The organism is Halobaculum roseum, from assembly GCF_019880245.1.
GTDB classification, from domain to species: Archaea; Halobacteriota; Halobacteria; order Halobacteriales; family Haloferacaceae; genus Halobaculum; species Halobaculum roseum.
Genome location: NZ_CP082286.1, coordinates 2,916,944 through 2,936,763, shown reverse-complemented (window position 1 = coordinate 2,936,763; position 19,820 = coordinate 2,916,944). Strand labels below are relative to the sequence as shown.

Annotated in this window: 23 protein-coding genes and 1 tRNA gene; 14 read left to right on the top strand and 10 right to left on the bottom strand. The window is 70.1% G+C overall.

Going from position 1 to position 19,820, the window contains the following annotated elements; genetic code table 11:
- Positions 1–154 precede the first annotated feature (154 nt).
- Positions 155–355: a DUF7835 family putative zinc beta-ribbon protein gene (locus K6T36_RS15015; protein ID WP_222921991.1), complete on the bottom strand. Its 201-nt coding sequence runs from the start codon at positions 353–355 to the stop codon at positions 155–157.
- 153 nt (positions 356–508) lie between these two features.
- Here K6T36_RS15015 and K6T36_RS15010 point away from each other — a divergent pair, with 153 nt between their 5' ends.
- Complete coding sequence (locus K6T36_RS15010; protein ID WP_222921990.1) at positions 509–1,057, top strand: HIT family protein; 549 nt, start codon at positions 509–511, stop codon at positions 1,055–1,057.
- A gap of 60 nt (positions 1,058–1,117) precedes the next feature.
- The gene (locus K6T36_RS18935) at positions 1,118–2,191 is read left to right on the top strand and encodes a winged helix-turn-helix domain-containing protein (RefSeq protein ID WP_225935141.1); all 1,074 of its coding nucleotides are present in this window, start codon (positions 1,118–1,120) and stop codon (positions 2,189–2,191) included.
- Positions 2,192–2,234: 43 nt separating this feature from the next.
- Here the strand turns inward: K6T36_RS18935 and K6T36_RS15000 are convergent, their stop codons facing one another.
- Positions 2,235–3,776: an amidohydrolase gene (locus K6T36_RS15000; RefSeq protein WP_222921989.1), complete on the bottom strand. Its 1,542-nt coding sequence runs from the start codon at positions 3,774–3,776 to the stop codon at positions 2,235–2,237.
- 70 nt (positions 3,777–3,846) lie between these two features.
- On the opposite strand from K6T36_RS15000, the gene K6T36_RS14995 reads away from it, so the two are divergent.
- Entirely contained in the window at positions 3,847–4,425 is a 579-nt protein-coding gene (locus K6T36_RS14995) for a hypothetical protein (RefSeq protein ID WP_222921988.1), read from the top strand.
- 47 nt (positions 4,426–4,472) lie between these two features.
- Positions 4,473–5,693 carry a hydroxymethylglutaryl-CoA reductase (NADPH) gene (gene hmgA / locus K6T36_RS14990; RefSeq protein ID WP_222921987.1) on the top strand — a complete coding sequence of 407 codons (1,221 nt, stop codon included), beginning with the start codon at positions 4,473–4,475 and terminating at the stop codon, positions 5,691–5,693.
- 61 nt (positions 5,694–5,754) lie between these two features.
- On the opposite strand, the gene K6T36_RS14985 is transcribed toward hmgA, so the two are convergent.
- Both K6T36_RS14985 and K6T36_RS14980 read right to left on the bottom strand, forming a co-directional pair.
- Entirely contained in the window at positions 5,755–6,150 is a 396-nt protein-coding gene (locus K6T36_RS14985) for a hypothetical protein (RefSeq protein ID WP_222921986.1), read from the bottom strand.
- Between the two features lie 42 nt (positions 6,151–6,192).
- Positions 6,193–6,717, bottom strand: coding sequence for a DUF5817 domain-containing protein (locus K6T36_RS14980; protein WP_222921985.1), 525 nt, complete (start codon positions 6,715–6,717; stop codon positions 6,193–6,195).
- Positions 6,718–6,822: 105 nt separating this feature from the next.
- Between K6T36_RS14980 and K6T36_RS14975 the strand changes: the two genes are divergently transcribed.
- The gene (locus K6T36_RS14975; protein WP_222921984.1) at positions 6,823–7,164 is read left to right on the top strand and encodes a cupin domain-containing protein; all 342 of its coding nucleotides are present in this window, start codon (positions 6,823–6,825) and stop codon (positions 7,162–7,164) included.
- Positions 7,165–7,172: 8 nt separating this feature from the next.
- Here K6T36_RS14975 and K6T36_RS14970 read toward each other — a convergent pair whose 3' ends face one another.
- Entirely contained in the window at positions 7,173–7,811 is a 639-nt protein-coding gene (locus tag K6T36_RS14970; protein ID WP_222921983.1) for a DUF6149 family protein, read from the bottom strand.
- Positions 7,812–8,014: 203 nt separating this feature from the next.
- On the opposite strand from K6T36_RS14970, the gene K6T36_RS14965 reads away from it, so the two are divergent.
- From K6T36_RS14965 to mptA, 4 genes are all read left to right on the top strand, one after another.
- Complete coding sequence (locus tag K6T36_RS14965; protein ID WP_222921982.1) at positions 8,015–9,259, top strand: NAD(P)/FAD-dependent oxidoreductase; 1,245 nt, start codon at positions 8,015–8,017, stop codon at positions 9,257–9,259.
- A gap of 152 nt (positions 9,260–9,411) precedes the next feature.
- Positions 9,412–9,705 (top strand): DUF7979 domain-containing protein, encoded by a 294-nt coding sequence (locus K6T36_RS14960; RefSeq protein ID WP_222921981.1) that lies wholly within the window; start codon positions 9,412–9,414, stop codon positions 9,703–9,705.
- A gap of 127 nt (positions 9,706–9,832) precedes the next feature.
- Entirely contained in the window at positions 9,833–10,249 is a 417-nt protein-coding gene (locus K6T36_RS14955) for a DUF7124 domain-containing protein (protein WP_222921980.1), read from the top strand.
- A 114-nt stretch (positions 10,250–10,363) separates the two neighbouring features.
- Complete coding sequence (mptA, locus tag K6T36_RS14950; protein WP_222921979.1) at positions 10,364–11,290, top strand: GTP cyclohydrolase MptA; 927 nt, start codon at positions 10,364–10,366, stop codon at positions 11,288–11,290.
- A gap of 87 nt (positions 11,291–11,377) precedes the next feature.
- Here the strand turns inward: mptA and K6T36_RS14945 are convergent, their stop codons facing one another.
- Entirely contained in the window at positions 11,378–12,181 is an 804-nt protein-coding gene (locus K6T36_RS14945) for a TrmB family transcriptional regulator (RefSeq protein ID WP_222921978.1), read from the bottom strand.
- Between the two features lie 74 nt (positions 12,182–12,255).
- A complete protein-coding gene (locus tag K6T36_RS14940; RefSeq protein ID WP_222921977.1) occupies positions 12,256–13,821 on the bottom strand; it encodes a DUF255 domain-containing protein in 1,566 nt (521 codons plus the stop codon).
- 133 nt (positions 13,822–13,954) lie between these two features.
- Between K6T36_RS14940 and K6T36_RS14935 the strand changes: the two genes are divergently transcribed.
- Both K6T36_RS14935 and K6T36_RS14930 read left to right on the top strand, forming a co-directional pair.
- A complete protein-coding gene (locus tag K6T36_RS14935; RefSeq protein WP_222923479.1) occupies positions 13,955–14,560 on the top strand; it encodes an FxsA family protein in 606 nt (201 codons plus the stop codon).
- Between the two features lie 97 nt (positions 14,561–14,657).
- Positions 14,658–14,731: transfer RNA gene (locus K6T36_RS14930), tRNA-Ile, on the top strand.
- Between the two features lie 184 nt (positions 14,732–14,915).
- Here the strand turns inward: K6T36_RS14930 and K6T36_RS14925 are convergent.
- Positions 14,916–16,178 (bottom strand): GNAT family N-acetyltransferase, encoded by a 1,263-nt coding sequence (locus tag K6T36_RS14925; RefSeq protein ID WP_222921976.1) that lies wholly within the window; start codon positions 16,176–16,178, stop codon positions 14,916–14,918.
- Positions 16,179–16,279: 101 nt separating this feature from the next.
- Between K6T36_RS14925 and K6T36_RS14920 the strand changes: the two genes are divergently transcribed.
- From K6T36_RS14920 to K6T36_RS14910, 3 genes are all read left to right on the top strand, one after another.
- The gene (locus K6T36_RS14920) at positions 16,280–16,624 is read left to right on the top strand and encodes a DUF7996 family protein (RefSeq protein ID WP_225935140.1); all 345 of its coding nucleotides are present in this window, start codon (positions 16,280–16,282) and stop codon (positions 16,622–16,624) included.
- A gap of 120 nt (positions 16,625–16,744) precedes the next feature.
- Positions 16,745–16,993, top strand: a complete 249-nt coding sequence (locus tag K6T36_RS14915) for a DUF8006 family protein (protein ID WP_222921975.1) — start codon at positions 16,745–16,747, stop codon at positions 16,991–16,993.
- Positions 16,994–17,104: 111 nt separating this feature from the next.
- Positions 17,105–17,983, top strand: coding sequence for a homoserine kinase (locus K6T36_RS14910; protein ID WP_222921974.1), 879 nt, complete (start codon positions 17,105–17,107; stop codon positions 17,981–17,983).
- 65 nt (positions 17,984–18,048) lie between these two features.
- Here K6T36_RS14910 and K6T36_RS14905 read toward each other — a convergent pair whose 3' ends face one another.
- Positions 18,049–18,561 carry a thiol-disulfide oxidoreductase DCC family protein gene (locus K6T36_RS14905; RefSeq protein ID WP_222921973.1) on the bottom strand — a complete coding sequence of 171 codons (513 nt, stop codon included), beginning with the start codon at positions 18,559–18,561 and terminating at the stop codon, positions 18,049–18,051.
- A gap of 219 nt (positions 18,562–18,780) precedes the next feature.
- Positions 18,781–19,689, bottom strand: a complete 909-nt coding sequence (gene pdxS, locus K6T36_RS14900; protein ID WP_222921972.1) for a pyridoxal 5'-phosphate synthase lyase subunit PdxS — start codon at positions 19,687–19,689, stop codon at positions 18,781–18,783.
- Positions 19,690–19,820: the final 131 nt, after the last annotated feature.

Below are 19,820 nucleotides of genomic sequence, written 5' to 3'. Positions count from 1 at the left end.
GGTCGGTGGCACCGCCGTCGCCGAGGGTGTACGGGGGCGCCGGTGCCGTCGGTCGGGAAACAGTCGCTGGCGGGCGAACGGAACGCGCGGTGCGGTAGTGCGGTCCCGGGGCCGCTCCGGTTCGGCCCGGCGGGACGGCCGGTGCGGGCAGGTGTTACGCGTTGTTCATCCGGGTCGCCGTCTCGGCCCCGCACTCGCTGCAGGTCGTGATCCGGTACGGTTCGCGGGAGAACTCCGCGTTTTCCTCCTTCTGGCTCTCGGTGCGGATCTCCACCCGCACGTCGTGCGTCGTGTCCCCGCCACAGTTCGAACAGCGCTCGGTGACGTGGTCGGGCTCGGAGGGTTGGGTCGCCATGCGCGTTCGCATACGACGCTAACCCGGATAAAGATACCACGTGTGTAATAACTCTTTGTGTCGTTCGCCCGGCGACCGATGTGTCGTGTTCCCGTCGACCAGCCCCGACCCGCGCTCACGGGGTTCTAAGAGCCGCGCGGGCGACCGCCGGGTATGGATCAGGTGTTCGCGCCGTGGCGGATCGAGTGGGTCGAACGCGACCCCGAGGAGGACGCGATCGACGGCTGCCCGTTCTGCGTGTTGCCCGAGCGCGACGACGACCGCGCCTCCCGGATCGTCGCCCGCAGCGAGCGCGCGTTCGTCCTGCTCAACAACTACCCGTACAACCCCGGTCACGTCATGGTGATCCCGCGGGTCCACGAGGGGGAGTTCCCCGCCCTCGACGACGCGACGCTGCTGGACCACGCCAGGATGAAACAGCGGACGATGCACGCGTTAGACGAGGCGCTCGACCCGAACGGCCTCAACGCCGGGATGAACCTCGGGGGGAGCGCCGCCGGCGGCTCCATCGACGACCACCTCCACACCCACATCGTCCCGCGATGGGAGGGCGACACGAACTTCATGCCCGTCATCTCGGACACGAAGGTGATCGTCGAGGCGCTGGAGGACACGTGGGAGCGCCTCCGCGACGCCTTCGCCGGGCAGGAGGGCGCCCGCGTCGGCGACGACGACGAGGCGGTGCGGATCGCGTTCGAGTGAGCCGGCGCGCCGGCCGGAGGCGACCCAACGATTTTATCGAACGATGACGCACGACAACGTATGAGCAGATCCGCGGAGGAGGCCGTCGACCACGCGGGCGAGGCGGACCTCGACCCGGCGGAGGCGTTCGCCCTCCTCGGCAACGAGACGCGCATCGACATCCTCCAGTCGCTGCACGAGGCGACGATCGAGCGCGAGGACGACCGACCGGTCGCGTTCTCGGAGCTGTACGAGCGCACCGACCTGGACGACAGCGCCCACTTCAACTACCACCTGAAGCAGTTGCTCGATCACTTCGTCCGCAAGGTCGAGTGCGGCGACGACGCTGTCGACGACGACCCCGACGGTGCCGACGGCGCGGGCACAGCCGCCGGCGACGCAGGCACCGCCGCCGGCGACGACGCCGTGGCCGCAGGAGATTGCGTGGAGGGGTACGAATTCCGGACGCCGGGATGGAAGGTCGTGCGCTCGGTGTTCGCGGGGACGTTCACCGGCCGCGGGGAGGTCGGTCCGTTCGACGCGCCGGGCGCCTGCTACGAGTGCGACGGCGACCTGGAGGCGCGGTACGCGAACGAACTCCTCACCATCGCCTGCACGGACTGTGGGCGCACGCCGGTGAACTACTCGTTCCCGCCGGGCGGGCTCGCCGACCGCACCCCCGATGAGTTCCTCGACGCGTTCCACCACCACGTCCGTCACCACTACTGTCTCGCGGCCGACGGCGTCTGCCCGGAGTGCATGGGCCGGATGGAGACCGAGCTGGTCGACGACATCGCCGTCCCCGGCCAGGAGGTCGCGGTGCGCCACACCTGCGGCCGCTGTGACAACCGCCTCACCTCGGCGGTCGGGGTGAACCTCCTCGACACGGCGCCCGTGCTCACGTTCTTCTCCGACCGCGGCGTCGACCTCACCACCGAGCCGTTCTGGACGCACCCGTGGACCGTCAGCGACGTGCACACGACCCTCGTCAGCGAGGAGCCGCTGCGCGTCCGCCTCGACCTGCCGTGCGACGGCGACACGATCCGCGTCACCGTCGACGAGACGCTGGAGGTGCTCGCGACCGAGGTCGAGGCGGAAACCGAGACCGAGGCGGAAACGGAAACGACCGCGGTCGACGCCGCCGCCGAGGACTAGCCGAGCGTCGGCCGACCGCGGCGGGGGCGACTCGGCCGACGACTCAGCGCCCGTCGTACACCACGTGGCCGTCGACGGCCGTCAGCGCCGCCTCGACCTCGTCGATCCGGTCGGACTGCTCCCAGGGGGAGTCGTCGAGCAGGACGAAGTCGGCTCGCTTGCCCGGTTCCAGTGTCCCGAGTCGGTCCTCGTCGAAGCCGGCATAGGCCGCGCCGCCGGTATACGCCCGAAGCGCCTCGGTGACGCCGAGCGACTGGCCCTCGCTGGGGGCGTTGACCGCGTAGTGAACCCCGAGGAGGGGGTCCAGCGGCATGCAGTCGCTGCCGAACGCCAGCGGCGCGCCGGCGTCGAGGTAGGCCGGCAGGCGGTTCGCGTCGGTTCGCCGGTCGCCGAGGCGGTCGTCGTACAGCCCGCCCTCGAAGCCCCACTTGTGGAAGTTGGGCTGCATCGACGCGACGACGCCCAGGTCGGCCATCCGTTCGATCGCCTCGTCGCTCGCGAGTTCCGAGTGCTCGATCCGGTGGCGGGAGTCGCCCGGGTCGTCGGTGTCCTCGTAGGCGTCGAGCACCGCGTCGACCGCTGCGTCGCCGATAGCGTGCAGCGTCACCTGGAAGCCGTGGTCGTCGGCGCGGGCGACGAGGTCGCGGATCCCGTCTGGGTCGAGCACCCACGTCCCCGTCTCCTCGGGATCGTCTGCGTACGGTTCGTGGAGCTTCGCGGTTCGACCGCCGAACGTGCCGTCGGTGTAGGACTTCACCGCGCCGGTCTGCACCATGTCGCTGCCGTGGTTCGTGCGGAGCCCGGCGTCGATCAGCGAGTCGAGGTGGTCGGCCCAGTAGTTGATCCGAACACGGAGGGTGAGCTCGTCCGCGAGGTCCAGGTCGCGGTACACCTCCGGCGCCCTCGACTGCCTGACCATGTCGTGGACCGCGGTGACGCCGCGCTCGTTGGCGGTCGACTGGACGGCCCGGATCAGCTCCTCGGCCTCGGCGGCGTCGGGTTCGATCGCCTCGTAGACGGGGTCGACGGCCTCCTCGACGATCACGCCGGTCGGATCGCCGCCCTCCGTTCGCACGTCGTCGTCGGGCATCTCGTCGCGGAGGCGCTCGAACACCGGGTCGTTGACGCTCGCGACGTGCATGTCCTCGCGGACGGCGACGACGGGCGTCGTCTCGGAGACTGCGTGGAGATCCTGGCGCGTTAGCGGGCGCGACTCGTCCCACGTCGACTCGTCGTAGCCGAAACCGAGCACCCACTCGCCGGCGTCTGTGTCGACCTCGGCGGCGCGCTCGCGGAGCAACTCGACGGCCTCGTCGGGGGAGTCGGCCGCCGAGAGGTCGGCGTGGACGAGCGTTCGTCCGGCGTTGAGGAGGTGCGTGTGCGCGTCGATCAGCCCCGGGATCGCGACGCGCCCCCCGGCGTCGATCGTGGTCGTGTCGGCGCCGGCGAGGAACTCCACGTCGTAGGTGGAGCCGAGGCGGACGACGCGGCCGTCGCGGACGGCGAACGCTTCGTGCGTCTCGTCGGGGTCGGCGAGCGTGTGTACCTCGGCGTTCGTGACGACGAGGTCGGCGGGTTCGGTCATCGATCTGGGGTGTGGTCGGCGGGGTGGTAACGGTTCGGGAACGATCGGATCTCGGTTGGCTTGTTGGTTTGTGGGGAGTCGGAACGACCGCGAACACGACGACCGCGAACACGACGACCGCGAACACGACGACCGCGAACACGACGACCGCGAACACGACGACCGCGAACACGACGACCGCGAACACGACGACCGCGAACACGACGACCGCGAACACGACGACCGCGAACACGACGACCGCGAACACGACGACCGCGAACACGACGACCGCGAACACGACGACCGCGAAAGCCCCCGGTTCGCTCGTGGCCTGCGTCTCGCTGTGCTCCTCGGCCTTCGGCCTCCGGTGCTTGCGTCGCCTCGGCTCACGAGCGAACCGGCCCCTTTCAGTCTCGCCCACCGCAACCGAACCGCGACCACGTCCTCCCCAGCCGATTCGCTCCCTCGCTCCGCTCGGTCACTCATCCCTCGCACGCGTCCGGCCGGCACAGAGGCCGGCCGGCGCGCGCCGACCGCGGTACGTGCACACCCAACGAACGAGTTCGACGCTCGGCCCGTCCGAACCACGGGTGGGGCTTTCGGGGAACTGCGACTCCGCGATAGCGGAACCGAACGTCGCTGTCGCGCCACCGCTCCCACAACCGAGTGATCGCCAGAATCGACACGACTTAGCGACACCCCCGACCACACCGATCCATGACCGACACGGACGCCGAGGAACTCGCCGAGCGCGTGCGCGACGGCGACCTCCGGCTGTACGAACTGGAGGAGCACGCCGACGCCGACACCGCCGCGGCGGCGCGACGGCTGCTCGTCGAGGACCACTCCGGCGCCGATCTCTCCACCAGCGGCGACTACGGCTTCCCCGCCGAGGCCGCCGACGCGAACATCGAGAACATGCTCGGTGCGATCCAGATCCCGCTTGGCGTCGTCGGCCCCGTCGCGATCGACGGCGGCGCCATCTCCGGCGAGCACTACCTCCCGATGGCGACGACCGAGGGCGCGCTGCTCGCGTCGGTGAACCGCGGCTGTGCCGCGCTGAACACCGCCGGCGGCGCCGGCGCCCGCGTCCTGAAGAACCGAATGACCCGCGCGCCCGCCTTCCGCGTCGCCGACGTGGCCGAGGCCGAGGCGCTCTCCTCGTGGGTGCGCGACAACACCGAGGCGCTGCGGGAGGCCGCCGAGTCGACGACGAGCCACGGCGAGTTGAAGGAGGCGACGCCGTACGTCGTCGGCAACACCGTCTTCGTGCGCTTCGCGTACGACACGAAGGACGCGATGGGGATGAACATGGCGACCATCGCGACCGAGGAGGCCTGCGACGTGATCGAATCGGAGACGAGCGCCTCGCTCGTGGCGCTGTCGGGGAACCTCTGCACCGACAAGAAGCCCGCCGCGATCAACGCCGTCGAGGGACGCGGGCGGACGGTCGCCGCCGACGTGACGATCCCCCGCGAGACCGTCCGGGAGACGCTGAAGACGACCCCCGAGGCGGTCGCGGAGGTGAACACCCGCAAGAACCTCGTGGGCTCCGCGAAGGCGGGCAGCCTCGGGTTCAACGCCCACGTCGCCAACTCGGTTGCGGCGATGTTCCTCGCGACCGGGCAGGACGCCGCGCAGGTCGTCGAGGGCGCCAACGCCATCACGACCGCCGAGGTCGACGGGGACGGTGACCTGTACGTCAGCGTCACCATCGCGTCGCTGGAGGTCGGGACGGTCGGCGGCGGCACCAAGCTCCCCACGCAGTCGGAGGCGCTGGACGTGCTCGGCATCGCCGGCGGCGGCGATCCCGCCGGCAGCAACGCCGACGCGCTCGCGGAGGCCGTCGCGGTCGCGGCCCTGGCGGGCGAACTCTCGCTGCTGTCGGCGCTCGCCTCGCGAAACCTCTCGTCGGCGCACGCGAGTCTCGGCCGATAGACGCGACGGCGACGAGAACCGTTCTTCCGGCCCCGGCTCTACCGCCGGCGCAGGAGGGTCGCTACCGCTCGTCGAGGTGGGTCGCGAGCGCCCGGATCGCCCACACCGTCCGCCGCCGGACCTGCAGCGGGTCGCCCCACAGGTGCGCCGCCATCGGCGTCTGAACCGCGGCCGCCGCGATCAAGAACCCGCCGACTGCGGGGTGGACGTACACCCACGCCGCGATCCCGGTCGTCACCTCCCACACGAGCAGCGCGTACGCCGCCGCGCCGTGCATCGTCAGGAAGACGCCCAGCAGCGAGACGAACGTCGCGAGGAACAGGAGGCCGGCATACGGGGGCGCGTCGGCCGCCGTAGCTCCGGCCTGGAGGGGCCAGGCGAGCGTGGCGTGGAACGTCTCCGCCGCCGCGGCCGCGGTCGCGACGCCGGCGAGCGCCTCCCCCGCGGTGATCGACATGCTCGGACTGGTCCGCGATCCCGTATAAACGCTCCGTCGCGGTTACAGGAGTCGATACTCGCCGCCCGACTCGGTCGCCTCGCCGCGGCGCGCCAGCCGGTCGAGGATGTCGCGGGCGGCCTCGGCGGGGACGCCGCGGTCGGTCGCGTACGCGACGACGGCCTCCTCGGTCGCGTCGCCCTCGCGGATGGCGTCGCGGACGATCTCGTCGCGCGAGCGCGACCCGCCGGCGTCGTCGCTGCCGGCGGACTCGACCTCGTCGGGGTCCAGCCCGGACCGCGCCAGGTACTCGCGGTCGTCGACGGCGCCCTCGAACCCCTCCAGTTCGCGTTCCAGCTCGGCGACCGATCCGGCGCGCTCGAACGCCCCCGACTGCCCGCGCTTGTCGGCGAGCAGCTTCGCCCGCGCCTGCGCGGCGGCCGCGCGGTTCTCGGACTCGTAGAAACGCTTGAGCCGGTCTGTCGGGTGTCGCGTGTCGCAACGCGGGCACGTCGCCGAGTCTTGAGCGTCCGGGTCCGAGACGAGCCAGTAGGTGCCACAGGAGCGACAGCCGACGACCGCGTACATACCGATGGGTTGCCCGTCATCGGAATTGAACCTTGTCACCGTCGGCGGGGCGGTCGCGCCCCCTGCGGCGGCGGAACTAAGAGGTGCGCCGTCGCCGACCACTGTATGGACCACGTACCCCACGACCCGAGCGGCGACACGGAGGCGGTCGACGGCGTCCACCTCGCGCAACTCGCGGCGGGCGAGAACATGAGCGTCCAGCACTTCTCGATCGAGCCGGGCGCGGAGGTGCCGTCGCACAGCCACCACCACGAGCAGGCGGGATTCATCACCGCAGGTGCCCTGACGTTCGTCCTGGCAGACGGCGAGGAGGTCGTCTGCGAGGCGGGCGACTCGTACGTCCTCGCGGGCGAGGAGGTTCACGGCGCCGAGAACAGGGGCGACGAGCGCGTCGAGGGGATCGACGTCTTCAGCCCGCCGCGGCCGAACCCCGACTGGCAGGAGTAGGTCGTCGCTCAGTCCGCCTTCGCCTCGTCGTCGGCATCGTCGTCGTCGAGATCGGACCCGTCGATTTCGTCTCCGTCGACTCCCGGAGCGGCGCTCACGTCGACCTCCTCGGGCTCGTCGGTGCCCCCGACGTGGAGTTCGCCGTCGGCGTCCTCGACGTACGCGTCGTCGGCGAAGCCGGCGACGGCGTTCTCGAACTCCCCCTTGGCCATCCGCTCCGGAGTTGCAGGGGGGTCGGCGACGCCGTCGGCGGGGCGGAACTCGCCCAGCGGGTCGTCGATGGTGATGTCGTAACGCTCGAAGAACTCCTCGTAGCGGCGGTAGTGCTCCTCCAGTTCGTCGCTGGGGATCTCCATCATCTCCGCCCAGCCGTGATTGAAGAAGTCGAAGTTGGCCTGCACGTGGGTGATCTCGCGTGCCTCCGCCTCGGGGTAGCCGGCGTCCAGCGCGGCGACGTAGGTGTCCATCGTCGCGTCGAAGAAGTCGTCGAGGTGGTCGCGACGCTCCTCGCGACGGTCCTCGTCGGCCTTGTTCAGGAAGATGTCCGTGTGCATGCCGACGAGCTTGTCGTTGACGTAGCCGCCGACGACCGGCGTGGTGAGCGCGCGTTTCGCGGCCCAGTGGCGGACGTTCTGCCGGAGCTTCATGCTCCATCGTTGGGATCGAGTACTCTTGAATGTGCGGCGAACCGGCATCGCGGGTCACCATCCCCGTCGGCCGGGAAGTCCCTTCTACTCCTAGAGGGTCTGGTGAACCCCCCTAGAGGATCGGGTGAATTCCCCTGGTACGTACCCTCGTGAATCCTCACGTCGATAGCAACCCACATTAACCCCGAATCCGAATCGCCGGTATGAGCGAGTCGTTCGTCATCATCGGTGACGGGATCGCCGGCAGTTCCGCCGCCGAGACCCTCCGGGAGGAGGCACCCGACGCCGACATTACCGTGATCACAGACGAGGGGGAGGCCCTCTACAATCGCATCCTCATCAAGGAGTTCGCCAAGGGGAAGCTTCCCGAGGCGCCCATCTCCATCCACGAGGAGGGGTGGTACGAGGAGCGCGACATCGACCTCGCGTTGAACACCCTCGTCACCGACATCCGCACCGACGCCCACGAGGTCGAGACCCACGAGGGCGACGTGTTGGAGTACGACAAGCTACTTCTCGCGGTCGGCGGCACCCCCCAACAGCTCCCCGTCGAGGGGAGCGACGCCGACGGCGTCCACCACTTCTGGACGTTCCAGGACGCCCGTCGGATCCGCGAGTCCGCCGAGGACGCCGAGGACGCCGTCATCGTCGGCGCGGGCCTGCTCGGCATCGACCTGGCCGCCATCTGCGGCGCCCAGGGCGTCGAGGGCAAGTACCTCATGCGCGGGGACTCCTGGTGGCGCTACGCGCTCAACGAGGAGGGCGCCGAGATCATGCACGAGGCGATGCGCGAGCGCGGCGTCGAGCCCGTCTTCCAGTCCGGCGTCGAACACTTCGAGACGGACGACGACGGCCACGTCGCCGCCGCGGTCGACCCCAACGGCGAGCGCTTCGACGCAGACTTCGCGGGCGTCGCCATCGGGCTGAACCTCAACACCGAACTCGTCGAGGACACGCCCATCGAGACGGACGACGGCATCGTCGTCGACCAGTACATGCGGACGAACGACGAGGACGTGTTCGCTGCCGGCGACATCACCCGCTTCCACGACGTGATCCTCGGCGAACGGGCGCAAAACGGCGCGTGGGGCAGCGCGAAGGAGCAGGGCACCATCGCCGCGAAGAACATGCTCGAGTACGAGTCCGCGGAGTTCCGCTGGGTCTCCTCGTACTCCATCACGCACTTCGACTTCCCGTTCCTCTCCTTCGGTCACCCCACGCTCGGCGACGACGAGGTCATGCGCTCGTTCGGCGACGACGAGTGGCGCCGCCTCGCGCTGAAGGACGGCAAGATCGTCGGCGGGGTCCTCATCGGCAACCTCGCGCCCCAGTCGGCGTACAAGCAGCTCATGCGCGAGCAGGTCGACGTGAGCGGCCAGACGGACCTCCTCATGACCGAAGGCTTCTCCGTCGACGATCTCGAGACCGAGGGCGCGACCGCCGAGTAACCCACCGGTCCGGCGACCGTCGCGTTCGTGTTCGTTTCTCGTTCCGTTTCTCCTTCGGGTTCTCGTTCTCCCGGATCCACTGTCGATGCCCCACCGCCGCCTGTTCGTTCGCACCCACAACGTTAAGTAATAATCATGTGTATTGGTACCACGTGACACGAAACGGCCCGAAACTGACGGTGCGTCACGCCGAGTCCGTCGCCGAGGAGGCGACGGTCCGGCACGTCGATCAGTTGAGCGAGCGCGCGTTAGCCGACTTCCTCGCGCTGATCGCCGGCGAACGGCGGTCCGTCCCCGATCTCGACGCCGGGGAGGTCGTGGTGCACACGTCGTACTACCGGGTCGTCGGAGCGGGACGGACGAGGTGGACCGCCGACGCCGCGGCGTCGGACGACGGGGTGACGGTCGCGTCGGACGGCGGGGAGCGGGCGACCGACACGCGCTGATCGGTCGGTAGACGCGGAGCGAGCGACCGACAGCCGGGATGTGCGACCGGCTGACGGGATGTGTGACTGCCGGATAGCGGAAGCCCCGGACCGACACCGTTTTCGGCGCCACCCCCGGAGTACGCCCATGGATGGCGGCGGTTCGAGCGACATGACGCTCGCCTTCGAGTTGGACGCGCTGAAGTCGTTGGCCGACCCGAACACGGTGTTCAACGACGCGCGCGGGTGGACCGAGTACGTCGGCGTGGTCTCCGAGAAGCCCACGTACGTGGTCACCAACTTCACCCGAAAGCACCGCGTCCGCCAGGACTTCTTCTCGGGGCCGCGGGGCGTGACGGAGTCGCTGGAGAACGTGAAACGCCAGTTCGACACGGACCGACACGTGTTCGTCGGGACGACCGACGAGGACCGCGCGGTCGCCGAGGAGACCGGCTGGGAGTACCTCCCGCTGTCGCAGGCGGCCGAGGCGGCCGGCTGGACGCTGACCGACCCCGAGGAGGAGTCGGCGCACTTCGACGAGGACACGCGCGACGACTGGCCCTGAGCGCGCGACGACCCCCCCGACCCGAACCGACGAAGCGCGCGTTCGGCGCGTCCGACGGCGACCTTCAGCTTTCGAAACCACTAATCAGCGCCGACCCTTGGGAGTATCCACTCAATGAGTCACCAGTTGCCGGACGTGCAGGCCAGTCGGCCTGACGTCTCCGTCGGACTGAGTCAGGTCGGGGTGACCGGCGTCGACAAGCTCGTGAAGATCGATCGGGGCGACCAGCGACCGTGGGTGTTCATGGCCGAGTTCTCGGTGTTCGTCGACCTCCCGAGCGAGCGCAAGGGGATCGACATGAGCCGGAACATGGAGGTCATCGACGAGGTGCTGGAGGCGGCGACGCGCGACGAGGCGTACCGCATCGAGGACGTCTGCGGCGACGCCGCCGAGCGGCTGCTCGCGAAACACGACTACACGACGACCGCGGAGATCGAGATGACCGCGGAGCTTGCGGCCCGCGAGGACACCCCCGCCTCCGGCCGCGAGACGCAGTCGACGTTCTCCGTCATCGCCAGCGCGGTCGCCGACGAGGACGGCACGCGCGAGGAGATCGGCGCCGAGGTGACCGGCATGACCGTCTGTCCGTGCTCGCAGGGCATGTCCGAGTCGCGCGCCCGCGAGAAGCTCGACGACCTGGGCGTCGACGACGAGGTCGCCGATGAGTTCCTCGACGAGGTCCCCCAGCCGGGACACTCCCAGCGCGGGCACGCCACGCTCTCGTTCACCGCCGAGGGATCGCCCGACGTCGATCTGCTCGACGTGATAGACACGGCCCGCGACGCGATGAGCGCGCGGATCTACAACTACGCCAAGCGTCCCGACGAGGACCACATGACGTACCAAGCCCACATGGACGCCAAGTTCGTCGAGGACTGCGTCCGGACGATGGCCGAGGACGTGGTCGAGCGCTACGACAACCTCGACGACGACGTGGTCGTCCACATGAAGCAGTCGAACGACGAGTCCATCCACCAGCACAACGCCCACGCCGAGCGCGAGATCACCATGGGCACGTTGCGCGAGGAACTCCGGAAGTAACCGCCGCTGGCGGCCTCGGATCGCCTCCTTTCCGACCGCCCGTGAACCGGTCGCACATCGGCCGACACGACACTGCCGACGGCGACGCTACAGTCCCAGCGGCGCCGCCTCCTCCCACCGCTCGCGGAACGCCCGCCGAACGTCGCCCGCGAACTCGGGGTCCTTCAGGTCGATCATCGCGAACGACTCGTCTGGGTCGACCGGGCTCGGTACCTCCATGCACACCTCCGCGTCGTCGACAAGCGTGAACGTCCCGCGCAACCCCGGCGCCGTCCGCACAGTGAAGTTCGGGTGGTCCGCCATCCGATCGAAGTAGCGCTGCCCGACGCTCTCGGGGAGCTGCGCCGGCAGTTCCTCCGACAGCAGCAGCGACACGTCGACGCCGCGTTCGAGCGCCGCCTCCAGTTCCTCGGTTATCGACTCGCCGACGGCGCCGATGTCCAGTCCGGACGCCGGCGCGGCGGCGATCATCACGACGCGCTCGTCGGCCGCCGACAGCCGTTCGAGCAGCAGGTCCGCGGTGTCCTCCGGTCCGAGCGCGGCGGTCCAGAACTGCTCGTCGGGCGGGTCACCCGCCTCCAATTCCGTCGAGAGCTCGTCGACGACGGTCTCGTACTGCTCGGCCTGCTCGTCGAGTTCGCGCTTCTTCTCCTCCAGCAGTCGGTCGAGGGCCGCGTCCGGCTCGACCGCGAGGTACTTCTTCGGTCTGCTCGCGGCCTGACTCCGGGCGAGCCGATGCCGTTCGAGGCTGTTGAGCACGTCGTACACCCGGCCCATCGGCACGCCGCTGGCGTCGGACAACTCCTTGGCGGTTGCCGGCCCGGCGTCGAGGAGGGCGCGGTACGCGCGAGACTCGTACTCGGAGAGCCCCAGGTCGCGAAGGTCAGCCATACCACCTCCACGGGATGGGGGATGAAAAAACACACTCCGGGTTTACCCGCCCGAGCGATCGCCCGGCCCGTCGGTCACTCGGCGGCGTCGGCGACCAGCCGCATCAACGCGTCGGGCGACTCGGCGCGCCCGTCCTCGCGGCCGCGGAGGGAGGCCGTTCCCTCGGGGGCGCAGTCGCTGTCGGGGACGACGACCGCCTCGTGATCCGCGATCCGCAACGCGGCGCGGTGGAGGTCGGCCCCGACGGGCGCGCCCACGTCGACGACGAGCGGGTCGCGCGTGAGGCGACCGGCGACGGAGCCGTAGCCGGCCACCTGCGCGCCCATTCGTTCGGCCGCGCCGGCGAAGGCGCCGACGGCGACCTCGGCGCGCTCGCGGTAGGCGTCCTCGCCGGTGAGCGCCGCGAGATCCAGGAGCGCGTCGGCGAACTCGACGACGCCGTCGATGGGGCGCAGCGGTCGATCGAGCATCCCGGGCCCCGAGGCGGGGCCGTCCCGGAACGCGTCGGCGTCGCCGAGGACGTCGAGTCCCCGGTCGGCGACCGCGCGGGCGACGCCGACGCCGTCGCCGAGGACCGACTCGGCGGTGCAGAACGCGGCCGCCACGCGGGCCACGTCCTCCAGGAGGTCGGTCTCGGCGTCGTCGGCGTCGAGATGGCGGACGGTTCCGTCGGCGTCGACGAGCGTCTCGCGGAGGTACGCGAGCGCCTTCTCGGCGGACTCCCGGGCGCGCTCGTCGTCGGTGTACGCCGCGAGGGTGAGCATGGCGTCGGCGGCGAGCGCGTTACCGCCGGCGTAGGCGGTGATGTCGGTGCGTTCGCCGTCGGGCCCGACGCTCGCGCCGTAGGCGAACCCCGACCAGAGGTCGGCGTCGAGGAACGCGCGGACCGACTCGGCGGTCTCGCGGTACGACTCGTCGCCGGTGTAGAGATAGCCGTTGGCGAACGCGCGCAGGACGCCCGCGTCGTCGGCGAGCAGCTTCTCCCGGGCGGGGTCCGACCAGTCGCGCGCGCCGGCGTAGCGGAACACGCCGCCGTCGTCGTCGAGGAGGTTGCGCTCGATCGCATCGAGCGTCTGCGTCGCCTTGTACCGGTCGCGCTTGAGCGCGAACTCGATCGTCCGCGGCATGGGGAACTTCGCGTCGTCGCCCCAGCCGGCGAACTCGGGGTCCCACTGCGAGTCGAGTTGCCCCGCGAGGTGCTCCTCGATGGCGGTCGTGACGGACCCTTCCGGCGTCTCGTTGCCCGCGAGGGCGCGCGGCACGCGCCCGGCCTCCTCGCCGCTTTCGTCCCACGTCTCGCGGACGCGATCGAGCACCGTTCGGAAGCCGTCGGGGCCGAGGTACGTCGCGCCGGTGAGTAGCTCACCCGTGGGCGTGGTGAACACCGTCGAGGGGAACCCGCCCATGTTGTATCGCTCGCGGACGCGCGGCTCTCGGTCCACGTCGACCTTCACCGGGACGAAGCCGTCGTTGACGTTGGCCGCGATGCGCGGCTCGCCGAACGTCTCGACGAGCATCCGGTGGCAGTCGTCACACCACGTCGCCGTCAGAAACAGCAGCACGGGTCGCCCCGTTCGTTCGGCCTCCGCGAACGCGTCGGCGCCCCAGTCGCGCCACTGGACGCGCGTGTCGTCGGTCATACTCGCGTTCGGAGGCGCCCGAGGGTAAAGTCGGCGTTCGCGGTCGTCGACCGGGACGCGGAGGGGGCGCGAGCCGCGACCGGAGACCCTCCAAAAGGGCTATACACCGCGATCGGATAGCCCGAGTATGCGCATTCGGGTTCGCTACCTGCTCGTGGCCCTGCTCGCGATCCCGCTGGCGGACGCGGCGTTCCTGCTGTGGGTGGCGACGAACCTCCTGACGGCGGTGCAGACGGTCGCGCTGGTCGTCCTCACCGGCCTGCTCGGGATGCTGCTCGTGCGCGCCGAGGGGCGCCACACGCTTCGTGCCGTCCAACGAAAGCTCGCGACCGGCGAGGTGCCGACCGGCGAGGTACTCGACGGCGGGCTGTTGATCGCCGCGGGCGCGTTCCTGCTCACGCCGGGGCTGGTGACCGACGTGATCGGGTTCCTGCTCGCGATCCCGCCGACACGGTACCCGATCCGCGAGCTGCTGCGCCGCTACGTCGTCGTGCCGTACGTCGACGCGCGGATGGACGGCTTCGCGACGGGCGCGGTCTGGACGGGCGGGTTCCCGAACCCGGACGGTGCCGCCGGCGGCGACGCGACCGGTGGGACCGGACCGGCCGGAACCGCGGGCTTCGGTGGCGGGGCGACCGCGGACGAGCGCGACGCGACCGACGCCGCGGACGACGACGTCGTCGACGTCGACTTCGAGGAGGTCGACGACGGGGACGAACGCGAGGACCGCCCGCGGTAAGCCCGTCGTCGCGAGCCGTGCAACCGCATGACGTGACGCCGGTGCCGAACGGAAACGCTTAACCAATCCCTCCCACTACTCGAAGATGCGCTCGCCTGGGCCAATAGCTCAGTCAGGTTGAGCGCTCGGCTGATAACCGGGAGGTCCACGGTTCAAATCCGTGTTGGCCCATCCAAGGTATCACCGGCCCTTGGCCGGTGAGAATTGGGCCACTGGCTCCCCAGCCACCCAATTTCCGCGTTCTAACGAAACTGAGACGGTAGTCTCGCGTCTTGTCTCGGTTGGTTAGCACCCGCACCCCGCCGCCGTCCAGCGGTAACGGTAGCCGAAGGGTTCGAACGTCCCCTGTCGCGACTCAGAACCCCTCCCGAAGGAACGGATCCGTCTCGGGGAAGAGCGTCGCCAGCGTCTCGCGATCAGACTCGGAAGCGACCTCGACGGTGCCGAGTTCGACCAGCCTGTCCACCCCGTGCGAGCCGACGACAAGTCGCGAGAGCGCGCCGATGTCGAGCGACGCGTCGGCCTCGGCGTCGTCGCCGACGCGTTCGACGGCTCCTCGGCCGTCGGCGACGTGGAGACGGAAGGCGTCGTCGTTCCACTCGCAGGCGTCGTCGCGCACGTCGAGCACGAGAGTCACATCGAAGTCCTCCGGGTACGCGATCTCCTCCAACGCTCGCCCCACGTCGACGACACGGGCCATCGGTCCCGGCCGTATCTCCGTCTCCGCGGCTCGCGGGTCGTCGAGGTCGTCGAACAGGCGAGTGTTTGCCGGCCCGGTGAATCGGACGCGCTCGACCTGCGAGTCGTGGTTGCGACAGAAGCGCAGGAGGTGACCGCACGCCTCGCGGTCGACGTGGGCGAACTCGCTCACGGCCATCGTCTTCCCCTCGGCATCGTCCTCGTCCGTGATCGTGTAGACCACGTAGCCACGGAGCGCGTCGCCGGGGTCGCCGTCGGTCCACCCGTACACGTACGGGTCGGTTCCCCACGACTCGAAGACCCGATTGCGCCACCAATCCTCACTGCGGTTCAGCCGGAACTCGGCGGTCGCCCACTCGTCGTACACCGCGTCCAGACGGGGCCAGTCGTCGGCGTCGAGCTGCTCGTACGACCCCGCCGGATCCGGGCACGCGCTCGACAGCGCGTCGGGGGCGACCTCGATCCGCGCGTAGTCACAGATCCGTTCGTACCCGAGCCGTCGATAGAACGGGTACTCGAAGGGCCACAGCGCGGCGAAGGCGACCCCGTCGTCGCGGAGTTCGCGGTGCACGTGACCGAGGAGGTCCCGAACGAGTCCGCGTCGGCGCGCCTCCGGCGGCGACGCGACCGCCGAGACGCCGGCCACGTCGCGGACGCCGCCGCGGATGCGGGCGGCGAAGTCGTAGTAGCCGCACACGACCGCGAGGTCGGCGGCGTCGAGATCCTCGGGATCCCTCGGGTCCTCCGGGTCCACCGCGTTCTCGATGTCCTCGGTGTCGTAGAGCCCCCTGGCGTGAAACGACGCCGGACGGTCGGGACCCTCCGGCTCGTGATCAGGTCCGCGTTCCGGCGAGAAGGCGTACACGAGGTGCCCGTCGAAGACGTTCTCGTGTGCGTCGGGGACCGCGCTGTAGTGCATGTGACGAGGGGTTCGCCGTCGGGGAAAGCGTTTGTGACGCCTTGGGACCGACACCCACGCCGGATCGCGGGGTTCTCGGTGCTGGAACACCCAGCGTGAGTATGGGCGACGACACGCGGTTTCGCGACCGGATCACCCGCGACCGACTCCTGCTCGCGGTGGTGCTGGTCGTCGGTATCGCCGGGACGGGGATCGTCCGCCGTCAGCTTGGCGTCCTCGGGTTCAACGACCTCGGCCGGTTGGTGTTCATCTTCGGCTACGGGCTCACCGTGTTCGCCGTCTGGTACGGCTGGATCCGGCCGCTCGACATCACCGGGCCGGACGCCGAGCGCGAGGTTCCGCCGTCGGGTTCGTCGGTCGAGGGATCCGACGGGGACGGGTCCGAGGACGCGACGGACGGCTCACGGGGGGACCCGACGACGCCGGCGAACGACCGGCCGAACTGACGGGATCGTCGATCCCGGAGGAGGAACCCCCTCGATCGCGACCCGTCACCGTACCGGGCGAAGGTAAACGAGCGAGAACGGAACGTTAATGCGGCGCCCCGGGCGAACTGGAGACAAGAGATGATCCCGCTCCAGATCGTCGACAGCTTCCTGCTCCCGTACAACGTCGGACAGGCGCTGCTGCTCGGGTTCGTGCTGACGACGCTCGCCACGCTGCCGGTCTCGCGGAAAGCGATGGCGCTCAACACGATGCTGTTCGGCGTCATATTCCTGCTCACGCCGCAGTCGCTCGTTCCGGTCCACTACCTCTTCCTCGGCATCGTGCTGGTCGTCGTCGGACCGCTCGTGTTCGTCACCGCGCGTCGGTAACCCCGCGCCTGCGGCCGGCTCTCGCGTCACGTCTCGCTCGCGACCGAAACGGAGCGGCAGACGCTCGCCCCGAACGTCATCCTTTTGCCCGCCGCGCCGGACCGACGCGGCATGGTAACCGCGCGCGCGCCGGCAACCAGCGCGAACCTCGGGAGCGGCTTCGACACCTTCGGCGTCGCGCTCTCGCACCCCGCAGACACCGTCTCGGTGGAACGCGCCGCCGAGACGACCATCGAGGTGACCGGCGCGGGCGCGGAGTTCATTCCGACGGACCCGGAGAAAAACGTCGTCGGCGCCGTCGCCGACGCGCTCGAGGCGCCCGCCCACATCCACATCGACAAGGGCGTGCGTCCATCCTCGGGGCTGGGGTCCTCCGCCGCGTCGGCCGCCGCCGCCGCGGTCGCGCTCAACGAGCTGTATGACCGGGGCTACAGCCGTCACGACCTGGTTTCCGTCGCCGCCGAGGGCGAGGCAGTCGTCTCCGGGGAGGCACACGCCGACAACGTCGCTCCGGCGCTGCTCGGGGGGTTCACCATCGTCCGCAGCGACGACGGCGCGACGAGCGTCGACGCGGACCTGTCGCTGGTCGCGTGTCTCCCGGAGGTGGTGGTCTCCACGCGCGACGCCCGCGAGGTCGTCCCCGACTCCGTGTCGATGGCCGATCACGTCGAGACGGTCGGCAACGCCGCGACGCTGACGGCCGGGATGTGCCGGTCGGACCCCGAGTTGGTCGGCCGCGGGCTCGACGACCCCGTGGTGACCCCGGCGCGCGCGAAGCTGATCACCGGCTACGCGGACGTCAGGGAAGCCGCACTGGCTGCCGGCGCGACGGGCGTCACCGTCAGCGGCGCCGGCCCGAGCGTGCTCGCGGTGTGTCGGCCGGATGACCGTCGGTCGGTCGCGGCGGCGATGGTCGAGGGGTTCGCCGACGCCGGCGTCGGCGCGCGCGCCTACCAGACCGCCGTCGGCGACGGCGCGACGGTGCTGTAGCTACCGCGGTCACTCGTGGCGCTCGCGGTCGCTCGATGCCCACGCTGTACTCGCCGCCCCGGTGGTCACTCCAGTGCGCGTTCGGCGAACCGCTCCCTGATCTCCGGCTCCGGGATCTCACAGGCGTCCCTCCTCCCGAACACGTCGTATCGGTACTCGGCGATCAGATCGTAGGCGGCATCCCGAAGCCGACGCGGTACGACCCGAAGCGCCCACAGCAGGTGCCACGGCGGGTCGAGCCGCCGTGCGATTCGCAACGCCGCGGCCGATTTCCGGTGCGTACCGTCGGCGTCGACGAGGACGATCGAATCGTGGTCGGTCGTCGGCAGGCCGTGGCGCTCCAGAAGTGCCTGCCCGACCGACGAGTCCAGCGGCGCGAACCGGAAGACGCCGGCGTCGTCGTGGCGCACGAGAAACCGGATCGCCCCGTGACAGAGGTTGCAGACGCCGTCGAAGAGGACCACGGGGTGACGATCGGGGTCCACGTCCGCGAGGGGATCCGCGTCGGCGTCCGCGTTCGCGTCGGCATCGGTGTCCGCGTCTTCGCCGGGGCCCGGACCCGCGTGCGCATCGGACATGGCGGTCGCTACGGTGCCCGCCGGTTTCAACGTCGCGGCGGCGACACGAGTGTGACTGTGGCTGACAGGCGACACGGCCCGCGCGCTCCGCGGGACGGCGTGTCGCGCACCCGCGTGCGCCCCGCGGCCGGCTTCAGGTCACGACGGTCGCGCGGCTCTGGTTCCGGTATCGGATAAAAACGTTCGTGCGAGCGGAGGGACGGTGGGATCGGCTCGGAGTCAGACGCCGCGGCCCTGGAGCTTCTCCTCCTCGGGCATCGTCTCGTTGGCCTGACCCTTCATGCCGGCGCCGATGCCCTTCGCGATCTCCGTGAGCGTCTCGGGGTCGTCGTAGTTGTTGACGGCCTGGACGATCGCCTCGCCCATCTTGCTGGGGTCCTCTGCGCCGAAAATGCCCGAGCCGACGAAGATGCCGTCGCAGCCGTGCTGCATCATGAGCGCGGCGTCGGCCGGCGTCGCGATGCCGCCGGCGGCGAAGTTGACGACCGGAAGGCGACCCATGTCGGCCGTCTCGTGGACGAGTTCGCGGGGCGCCTCGTTCTCCCGGGCCCACTCGTCGCGCTCCTCGTAGTTCATGCCCGAGAGCTTGCGGATCGAACGCTGGATGGAGCGCTGGTGGGTGACCGCCTGGTTCACGTCGCCGGTGCCGGCTTCGCCCTTCGTGCGGATCATCGCCGCGCCCTCGTCGATACGGCGCAGCGCCTCCCCCAGGTTTCGGGCGCCGCAGACGAACGGCGCGGTGAACTCGCGCTTGTCGATGTGGTAGCGCTCGTCGGCCGTGGTGAGCACCTCGGACTCGTCGAGCATGTCGGCGCCGGCGGCCTCGAGGATCTGCGCCTCGGCGGTGTGACCGATGCGGCACTTGCCCATCACGGGGATCGACACCTCGTCGATCACCTCCTCCAGTTTGCCCGGGTCGGCCATCCGCGCGACGCCGCCGCGCTTGCGGATGTCGGCGGGGACGGATTCGAGGTGCATCACGGCGACCGCGCCGGCGTCCTCGGCGATGCGGGCCTGCTCGCGGCTGACCACGTCCATGATCACGCCGCCCTTCTGCATCCGCGCGAACCCGCGCTTGACCAGGTCGGTCCCGCGCTTGAGTTCCTCCAGATCGGTCTCCTCGGTCATGTATCCTCATTCGGGTGTGCGTACGTAACGGTTGTCCTTCCCGGGACGAGGGGCGCCCGACGGCGTCGCCTCCGTGGTCGCCGGGCATCGTGTACCGGAGCGCGGTGGGAACGGCGGGACGGGGAAGTCGT